This window comes from Fundidesulfovibrio sp. (assembly GCF_058402725.1).
The window spans coordinates 1-2,106 of the sequence record NZ_JBZVFJ010000297.1 but is presented as its reverse complement, the minus strand read 5'-3'; the positions used below and the strand labels follow the sequence as shown (position 1 = coordinate 2,106).

The 2,106-nt window shown below is 66.4% G+C and carries 3 protein-coding genes and 1 tRNA gene; 3 read left to right on the top strand and 1 reads right to left on the bottom strand.

Annotated elements, in window-relative coordinates:
- From ACV4UX_RS18920 to ACV4UX_RS18910, 3 genes are all read left to right on the top strand, one after another.
- Nucleotides 1-596, top strand: a 596-nt coding sequence (locus ACV4UX_RS18920) for an undecaprenyl-diphosphate phosphatase (protein ID WP_491594830.1), incomplete at its 5' end; no start/stop codon positions are given.
- A 76-nt stretch (nucleotides 597-672) separates the two neighbouring features.
- A tRNA-Met gene (locus tag ACV4UX_RS18915) sits at nucleotides 673-749 on the top strand.
- A 372-nt stretch (nucleotides 750-1,121) separates the two neighbouring features.
- Entirely contained in the window at nucleotides 1,122-1,472 is a 351-nt protein-coding gene (locus ACV4UX_RS18910; RefSeq protein ID WP_491594829.1) for a cupin domain-containing protein, read from the top strand.
- Between the two features lie 214 nt (nucleotides 1,473-1,686).
- Here the strand turns inward: ACV4UX_RS18910 and ACV4UX_RS18905 are convergent.
- Nucleotides 1,687-2,106 (bottom strand): hypothetical protein (locus ACV4UX_RS18905; protein ID WP_491594828.1); only part of this gene is annotated, 420 nt, incomplete at its 5' end.

Sequence of the window (2,106 nt, the reverse complement as noted above, 5' to 3'; positions counted from 1 at the left end):
TGGTCCCCCGGCCGCGCGAGCGTTTCACAGGAACGCGCGGCCTGACGCTCCTGTTCCTCACCTGCCTCCCGGCCGGAGTGCTTGGGTTCTTCGCGCGCAAGGCCATCAAGGCGCATCTTTTCGCTCCCCTGCCCGTGGCCCTGGCCCTGGCGGCGGGCGCGGTGATGATCCTCATCGTGGAGTCCAGGCGCGGCGGACGCGACAAATACCACGATTTCGACGACATCTCCCCTGCCCTGGCCCTGGGCATCGGCCTCTTCCAGTGCCTGTCGCTGTGGCCCGGTTTCTCGCGTTCGGCCTCCACCATCCTGGGGGCCATGATCCTGGGCTCGCGGCGCAAGCTGGCGGCGGAGTACTCCTTCGTGGCGGCCGTGCCCATCATGCTGGCGGCCACGGGTTACGAATTCTACAAAAGCTGGGCGGAGTTCAGCGTTGCGGACCTCCAGTTCCTGGCAGTGGGCTTCGTGACGGCTTTCTTCTCGGCGTGGATTGCGGTGAAGTGGTTCATCGGCCTGGTGAGCCGCATGACGCTGCGGCCCTTCGCCGTGTACCGGCTGCTTCTGGCCCTGGCGGTGTTCGTCTTCTGGCCTTCGTGAAAAATCCTACGGGGAGGGGTTGCCAAGCGCAGGGCAACCGTGTATCTACCCCCTCCTGCCGCGAGCGGCATTTTGTGGCGAGGTAGCTCAGTCGGTTAGAGCATGCGGCTCATATCCGCAGTGTCGGGGGTTCAATTCCCTCCCTCGCTACCAGTGAGCAACAGGCCTCTCAGTGAAACCCACTGAGGGGCCTTCTTCTTTCTGGCGGCGCTCCCCTCCGGGCAGGTCTGGCCCATTCCCTTTGACGCCGTCCGGCGCGCTCCCCGCATCGTCTCGCGGCCTGGCGGCAGCGGTGGCTCCGCATGGTGTGGGGCTCTCCTCCAACAGTGGGATGAGGAACGCCGGGCGACGGCGTGGCTTGAGGGTCGTTCGCCGTATCGCATTCCTCCAGCGCGGGGCCATGGCGCATGCCCTGCCCTGGGCTCCGTGACGGGGCGTCGGACCTTGTGCGCCGGTCCGCGCCCGGCTAGTGTGCCGGACGGCGCGCTGCGACGCGTCCCGACGTCAACCCAAGGAGCCTGCCTCATGCCCGGCGAACACGTGAACTGGGACGATCTGGAATGGGACATCCCCGCGCCGGGGGTCCGGCGCAAGGTGGTGCACGGGGCGGGCTACACCCTGGCCCTGGTGGAGCTCTCGCGGGACGACGCGCCCTCCCTCCACTCCCACCCCCACGAGCAGGCCAGCGCCGTGCAGGACGGACACGGCGTCTTCATCGTGGACGGCAGGCGACATCCGGTGCAAAGCGGCGACGTGGTGCGCATTCCCTCCAACGTCCCCCACGCCCTGGCCGTACCGGGGCCAGGCGTCGTCACCGTGCTGGACGTGTTCGTGCCCAGGAGGGAAGAGTTCCGGGAGTCGAAGAAGAAAGCGTGAACGGACGCCGACGGCCGGCGAGGCGTTCCCTCCCTCCGGCCGCCGGAGACGCTCGCGCGGTCGCACGCGCGCCGGCGGGGCCTCCCCCGGGCGGGCCGGACCCTGCGCCTAGTGTTGCGTCCTCAAAATCCGTCCATACGGACTCTTGAGGCAATCATACAAAACCATTGATTTTAATTTTGAAAAACATTTCATGTTTTTCAAAATCACGACACTAGCGGGGCTTTAACCGGTGGAGCACCTCGCCCGCGTTCTCCACGAGCAGGACGCCTTCGTCCTCGCGGCCCCGGTACGCCTCGATGTCGATGGCGTCCGGGTCCATGTACCCCAGGTTGATGCGGCGGCACTCCTCCTCCGGGATGGACGTGGCCAGGATCACCTCGATGCGCGGCTTCTCCACCCCGTCCTCGAAGCGGCCGAGGCCGCGCACGTGCGTGGAATGCGCCAGCACCGCCCAGGGCACGTCCTTGAACTGGTCCATCCTTTTCAGGAAGTAGTCGCGCGAGTGGTAGCCCACCTTCTTGATCAGCTCGCCCCAGGTGTCAGAGACGCGCGTGATGTGCTTGCCGTAGATGATGAGCTTTCCCCCGTCCGCCACCACGGGCTCCAGTTTGTACATCACCTTCCCGGCCAC

Coding starts and splice junctions, on each gene's coding strand:
- ACV4UX_RS18910 (WP_491594829.1), top strand. CDS start 1,122: ATGCCCGGCGAACACGTGAACTGGGACGATCTGGAATGGGACATCCCC.